General features: G+C 58.4%; 1 protein-coding gene and 3 rRNA genes. All 4 read right to left on the bottom strand.

Annotation, left to right across the window (positions count from 1 at the left end):
• Window positions 1-58 precede the first annotated feature (58 nt).
• Window positions 59-175, bottom strand: a 5S ribosomal RNA gene (gene rrf / locus BQ6202_RS03975).
• Window positions 176-286: 111 nt separating this feature from the next.
• A 23S ribosomal RNA gene (locus tag BQ6202_RS03970) occupies window positions 287-3,399 on the bottom strand.
• 404 nt (window positions 3,400-3,803) lie between these two features.
• Window positions 3,804-5,326: ribosomal RNA gene (locus tag BQ6202_RS03965) — 16S ribosomal RNA — on the bottom strand.
• Together the 16S, 23S and 5S rRNA genes form the textbook arrangement of a ribosomal RNA operon.
• A gap of 655 nt (window positions 5,327-5,981) precedes the next feature.
• The gene (gene tyrS, locus BQ6202_RS03960; protein ID WP_234946099.1) at window positions 5,982-7,286 is read right to left on the bottom strand and encodes a tyrosine--tRNA ligase; all 1,305 of its coding nucleotides are present in this window, start codon (window positions 7,284-7,286) and stop codon (window positions 5,982-5,984) included.
• Window positions 7,287-7,288: the final 2 nt, after the last annotated feature.

The raw sequence follows: 7,288 nt of genomic DNA, 5'->3' as shown, positions 1-7,288 counted from the left end.
TCGTGGCACAAACGGAAAAAGGGGCCCCAGACGAATCTGGGGCCCCTTTCCAAAAGAAGTCCGGCGGTGTCCTACTCTCCCACAGGGTCCCCCCTGCAGTACCATCGGCGCTGAGAGCCTTAGCTTCCGGGTTCGGAATGTGACCGGGCGTTTCCCTCTCGCTATGGCCGCCGAAACACTGTTGATGTTTCAGTCTGCACAGCTCTCCACACGGGGTGGAGGGCTGCGGTTCTCGACCGTACATCGAGAACCACAAAGTGGACGCGAGCAGCAAGCTCATATATATGTTATCAAGTCATCGGCTTATTAGTACCGGTCAGCTTCATGGGTCGTTAGTCCCCACTTCCACATCCGGCCTATCAACCCAGTAGTCTGGCTGGGAGCCTCTCGCCCGAAGGCATGGAAGTCTCATCTTGAGGCCGGCTTCCCGCTTAGATGCTTTCAGCGGTTATCCATCCCGAACGTAGCTAATCAGCGGTGCTCCTGGCGGAACAACTGACACACCAGAGGTTCGTCCAACCCGGTCCTCTCGTACTAGGGTCAGATCCTCTCAAACTTCCAACGCGCGCAGCGGATAGGGACCGAACTGTCTCACGACGTTCTAAACCCAGCTCGCGTGCCGCTTTAATGGGCGAACAGCCCAACCCTTGGGACCTACTCCAGCCCCAGGATGCGACGAGCCGACATCGAGGTGCCAAACCATGCCGTCGATATGGACTCTTGGGCAAGATCAGCCTGTTATCCCCGAGGTACCTTTTATCCGTTGAGCGACAGCGCTTCCACAAGCCACTGCCGGATCACTAGTCCCGACTTTCGTCCCTGCTCCAGTTGTCACTGTCACAGTCAAGCTCCCTTGTGCACTTACACTCGACACCTGATTGCCAACCAGGTTGAGGGAACCTTTGGGCGCCTCCGTTACTTTTTGGGAGGCAACCGCCCCAGTTAAACTACCCACCAGGCACTGTCCCTGAACCGGATTACGGTTCGAAGTTAGATATCCAGAGTGACCAGAGTGGTATTTCAACATTGACTCCACCCGAACTAGCGTCCGAGCTTCACAGTCTCCCACCTATCCTACACAAGCCACACCGAACACCAATACCAAGCTGTAGTAAAGGTCACGGGGTCTTTCCGTCCTGCTGCGCGTAACGAGCATCTTTACTCGTAGTGCAATTTCGCCGAGTTCGCGGTTGAGACAGCTGGGAAGTCGTTACGCCATTCGTGCAGGTCGGAACTTACCCGACAAGGAATTTCGCTACCTTAGGATGGTTATAGTTACCACCGCCGTTTACTGGGGCTTAAATTCTGAGCTTCGCTTGCGCTAACCCTTCCTCTTAACCTTCCAGCACCGGGCAGGCGTCAGTCCGTATACATCGACTTGCGTCTTCGCACGGACCTGTGTTTTTAGTAAACAGTCGCTTCCCACTGGTCTCTGCGGCCTTCAAACGCTTCCGGCAGCAAGTGCCGTCACGCCTCAGGCCCCCCTTCTCCCGAAGTTACGGGGGCATTTTGCCGAGTTCCTTAACCACGATTCTCTCGATCTCCTTAGTATTCTCTACCTGACCACCTGAGTTGGTTTGGGGTACGGGTGACTTGAACCTCGCGTCGATGCTTTTCTTGGCAGCATAGGATCACAGACTTCCCTCTAGGGTTCGGCAAAGCTCTCAGGCTATGTGTGGGACGGATTTGCCTATCCCACGCCCTACGGCTTACCCGGACTCAACCATCGGCCCGGTTCTGCTACCTTCCTGCGTCACACCTGTTAATACGCTAGCCGCCCCAGCATAGGGTCGAGTGCTAGGCCAAGGACGTCACCCCGAAGGGATCGGTCCAAGGATTCGGACTCTTAGCATTACTGGTTTGGCTTGGGCGGTTCTTCGTCAGCTCAGGAGTATCAACCTGATGTCCATCGACTACGCCTGTCGGCCTCGCCTTAGGTCCCGGCTTACCCAGGGAAGATTAGCTTGACCCTGGAACCCTTGGTCTTTCGGAGGACATGTTTCTCACATGTCTTTCGCTACTCATGCCTGCATTCTCACTCGTGTGGCGTCCACGGCTGGATTCCTCCGCCGCTTCACTCGCCACACGACGCTCTCCTACCAATCCGTACGCCTGGACAGCCGAAGCTGCCGAGCTGTTGTACGAATTCCACGACTTCGGTGGCGTGCTTGAGCCCCGTTACATTGTCGGCGCAAAATCACTTGACCAGTGAGCTATTACGCACTCTTTCAAGGGTGGCTGCTTCTAAGCCAACCTCCTGGTTGTCTAAGCAACTTCACATCCTTTTCCACTTAGCACGCGCTTAGGGACCTTAGTCGGTGGTCTGGGTTGTTTCCCTCTCGACGATGAAGCTTATCCCCCACCGTCTCACTGCTGCGCTCTCACTTACCGGCATTCGGAGTTTGGCTGACGTCAGTAACCTTTTGGGGCCCATCGGCCATCCAGTAGCTCTACCTCCGGCAAGAAACACGCAACGCTGCACCTAAATGCATTTCGGAGAGAACCAGCTATCACGAAGTTTGATTGGCCTTTCACCCCTATCCACAGCTCATCCCCTCAGTTTTCAACCTAAGTGGGTTCGGTCCTCCACGAGGTCTTACCCTCGCTTCAACCTGGCCATGGATAGATCACTTCGCTTCGGGTCTAGGACATGCGACTGAATCGCCCTATTCAGACTCGCTTTCGCTACGGCTACCCCACACGGGTTAACCTCGCCACATATCGCTAACTCGCAGGCTCATTCTTCAAAAGGCACGCTGTCACAGCTACTAGGGCTGCTCCAACGGTTTGTAAGCAAACGGTTTCAGGTACTATTTCACTCCCCTCCCGGGGTACTTTTCACCTTTCCCTCACGGTACTTGTCCGCTATCGGTCATCTGGGAGTATTTAGGCTTACCAGGTGGTCCTGGCTGATTCACACGGGATTTCTCGGGCCCCGTGCTACTTGGGATGAACCTCGCGCCATCGCACGGTTTCGGCTACGGGATTGTCACCCTCTGTGATGGACCTTTCCAAGTCCTTCGCCTACCGCGGTCTGTCACGCTTGCTGATCGGCAGATCAGCTGAGATGTCCCACAACCCCGATCGTGCAACGCCTGCCGGCTATCACACACGATCGGTTTAGCCTCTTCCGCGTTCGCTCGCCACTACTTACGGAATCACTGTTGTTTTCTCTTCCTGTGGGTACTGAGATGTTTCACTTCCCCACGTTCCCTCTACCCGCCCTATATATTCAGGCGGGAGTCACCGGGTCAGCACGCTGCCCAGCGGGGTTTCCCCATTCGGAGATCCTCGGATCAAAGCTCGTTTATCAGCTCCCCGAGGCTTATCGCAGATTACTACGTCCTTCATCGGCTCCAGATGCCAAGGCATCCACCGTTTGCTCTTAGAAACTTGACCACATACATGAGTATTTTGGTTAGGACACCACCGTCGAAACGATGGCGACCAATGATCTATATAGATCATCAAGACTCGAGCCGAAGCCCGAATCTAAGATGCTCGCGTCCACTGTGTAGTTCTCAACTTACGGTCGGTACCGACGATCGAAACGCATACGCGCAACAACCGGCCGGTCCGAGGGTCATCCAACGCCAAAAGGCGCCGTCCGGTCCCTCAGGACCCAACAGCGTGCATGCACCCGAGAACCCCGAACCCCACCGTTCCAGACCGCCGAAGCAGCCGTACTGAGCAGAGCTCGATCCCTCGAGCACCAATGTCAATGTTCCACCCATGAGCTGACCACCGATCGACATGGCGACCGAAGTGGCTCTGCGCCGGCGAACCGACGAGATGCTCCTTAGAAAGGAGGTGATCCAGCCGCACCTTCCGGTACGGCTACCTTGTTACGACTTAGTCCTAATCACCGATCCCACCTTCGACGGCTCCCTCCAAAAGGTTAGGCCACCGGCTTCGGGTGTTACCGACTTTCATGACTTGACGGGCGGTGTGTACAAGGCCCGGGAACGTATTCACCGTAGCGTTGCTGATCTACGATTACTAGCGACTCCGACTTCATGAGGTCGAGTTGCAGACCTCAATCCGAACTGAGACCGGCTTTTTGGGATTCGCTCCACCTTACGGTATCGCAGCCCATTGTACCGGCCATTGTAGCATGCGTGAAGCCCAAGACATAAGGGGCATGATGATTTGACCTCATCCCCACCTTCCTCCGAGTTGACCCCGGCAGTATCCCATGAGTTCCCACCATAACGTGCTGGCAACATAGGACGAGGGTTGCGCTCGTTGCGGGACTTAACCCAACATCTCACGACACGAGCTGACGACAACCATGCACCACCTGTATACGAGTGTCCAAAGAGTTCACTGTCTCCAGTGCGTTCTCGCATATGTCAAGCCTTGGTAAGGTTCTTCGCGTTGCATCGAATTAATCCGCATGCTCCGCCGCTTGTGCGGGCCCCCGTCAATTCCTTTGAGTTTTAGCCTTGCGGCCGTACTCCCCAGGCGGGGAACTTAATGCGTTAGCTACGACACGGAGACCGTGGAATGGTCCCCACATCTAGTTCCCAACGTTTACGGCATGGACTACCAGGGTATCTAAGCCTGTTTGCTCCCCATGCTTTCGCTCCTCAGCGTCAGTTACGGCCCAGAGATCTGCCTTCGCCATCGGTGTTCCTCCTGATATCTGCGCATTCCACCGCTACACCAGGAATTCCAATCTCCCCTACCGCACTCTAGTCTGCCCGTACCCACTGCAAGCCCGAGGTTGAGCCTCGGGATTTCACAGCAGACGTGACAAACCGCCTACGAGCTCTTTACGCCCAATAATTCCGGACAACGCTTGCACCCTACGTATTACCGCGGCTGCTGGCACGTAGTTAGCCGGTGCTTTTTCTGCAGGTACCGTCACTCTCGCTTCTTCCCTGCTAAAAGAGGTTTACAACCCGAAGGCCGTCGTCCCTCACGCGGCGTTGCTGCATCAGGCTTGCGCCCATTGTGCAATATTCCCCACTGCTGCCTCCCGTAGGAGTCTGGGCCGTGTCTCAGTCCCAGTGTGGCCGGTCACCCTCTCAGGCCGGCTACCCGTCGTCGTCTTGGTGAGCCATTACCTCACCAACTAACTGATAGGCCGTGAGCTGATCCTTGACCGAAATTCTTTCCACCCCCAGGAGATGCCTCCGAAGGTCGTATCCGGTATTAGACGCCGTTTCCAGCGCTTATTCCAGAGTCAAGGGCACATTGCTCACGTGTTACTCACCCGTTCGCCACTAATCCAGAGGAGCAAGCTCCTCCTTCATCGTTCGACTTGCATGTGTTAAGCACGCCGCCAGCGTTCGTCCTGAGCCAGGATCAAACTCTCCGTAAAGAAAAGATGCATACCACCCAGAAAAACCAGGCGGCAGCGAGTTTGAAACTGACAAAAAAGACTGTCTACTGACAATCTGTCTCATCCAAAGGAATCGTTCTGCCCGAAGGCAGGACGAGTAAATAATTTGGCATATGACATTGTGCACGCTGTTGAGTTCTCAAGGATCGGACGCTCCCGTGCTTCCCCCCATCAGGGATCAGCGCCGAGGCAACTTCTCAATCATAACCACTTCTCGGACCATGTCAATTCGACACGCCGTGCGGAATCTCACGTCAGCTGGACGCTCGTTCCCTGCTCCCAGTGACCGCGATGCGGGCACGCGGGGAGGGACGACTGAGCAGCCGTCATGATGCGCGGGCCGACTGCTCTCGCTGCCGGCCGTGCGCTCCGCACGTTCATCGTTGAAGTGGATTGTCACCGTACTCGCGTTCCGGCTCAGCACGCAAGTGCGTGGTGCCGATCGGCGAGGAGGTGGTCCCTCTTGATCCGCTGGCCTCTCGGCTCTGCGTCTTTGGGGTGACAGGTAGAAACATTACACGGACGTGCGGGCTCGTCCGCAAAGCGTGTGCATCCCGGGCGTGTCGCCCCGCTTTTCCCGGGCAGACGACGACGGGGGCCCGCAGGCCCCCGTCGTGTCCGTGCTGCCCTCGAGTCAGGCGTCTGCGCCCGCGTCGATGCCCGCGAGCGTCTTCTTGCCGCGACGCAGCACCGCGAACCTGCCGTGCAGGAGTCGACCCTCGAGCGTCGCATTGGCGTCGTCGACCCGCTCGTTGTTGACGCTCACCCCACCCTGGGCGAACGCCCGGCGACCCTCCGACAGCGTCGAGACCAGACCGGTCTCCTGCAGCAGCTGCAGGACCGGCGCATCCGGGGTAGCCGTCGCCTGCTTGTCGAGCGAGGCGACCGCCGCAGCGAGCGTCGGCTCGTCGAGGGCGTCGAGGTCGCCGGACCCGAACAGCGCGGCCGAGGCATCGATGGCGCGCTGCGTCTCCTCTGCGCCGTGGATGAACGACGTGACCTGCACGGCGAGCTCCTTCTGCGCCTCACGGCGGAACGGCGCGTCGATCGTCGCCTGCGCGAGCTCCTCGATCCGAGCCGACGGCAGGAACGTGAAGGTCTTCAGCAGCTGCACGACGATCGCGTCGTCCTGGTTGAGCCAGAACTGGTACATCGCGTACGGCGTGGTGAGCTTCGCATCGAGCCAGACGGCGTTGCCCTCGCTCTTGCCGAACTTCGTGCCGTCCGCGTCCGTGATCAGCGGCGTGCCGATGGCGTGCGCATGCACACCCTCCGCCTTGCGCAGCAGCTCCGTGCCCGAGACGAGGTTGCCCCACTGGTCGCTGCCACCGGTCTGCAGCACGCAGCCGTAGCGGAGGTGCAGCTCTCGGAAGTCGAGCCCCTGCAGCACCTGGTAGCTGAACTCGGCGTAGGAGATCCCCTCATCCGACTCCATGCGGGACGCCACCGCGTCCTTGCGCAGCATCGTGCCGACCCGGAAGTGCTTCCCGACCTCGCGGAGGAAGTCGACCGTCGACATCGGCGCCGTCCAGTCGAGGTTGTTGACGAGCCGCACCGCGTTCTCGCCCTCGTCCGAGAGGAAGCGCAGCACCTGCGCCTGCAGGTAGGTGACCCACTCGGCGACGGTCTCGCGCTCGTTCAGCTGCCGCTCGCTCGTCGGCTTCGGGTCCCCGATCAAGCCGGTCGATCCGCCCACCAGCGCGAGCGGCTTGTGCCCCGCGAGCTGCAGCCGCCGCATGACGATGAGCTGCACGAGGTTGCCCAGGTGCAGGCTCGGCGCCGTCGGGTCGAATCCGCAGTAGTAGGTGATCGGCTCGCCGCCCAGCAGCTGCTCCAGGGCCTCGGGGTCGGTCGAGACGTGCACGCTGCCGCGATACTGCAGCTCGTCCCAGACGTTGCCGAATGCCGGGTCGAGCTGGATGGGTGCGGGTTCGATCACGC

This window comes from Agrococcus sp. Marseille-P2731 (genome assembly GCF_900117395.1).
In the GTDB taxonomy this organism is placed as follows: Bacteria; Actinomycetota; Actinomycetes; order Actinomycetales; family Microbacteriaceae; genus Agrococcus.
Note: the sequence above shows the minus strand (reverse complement) of the source record. Positions and strands in the feature narration are given on the sequence as shown.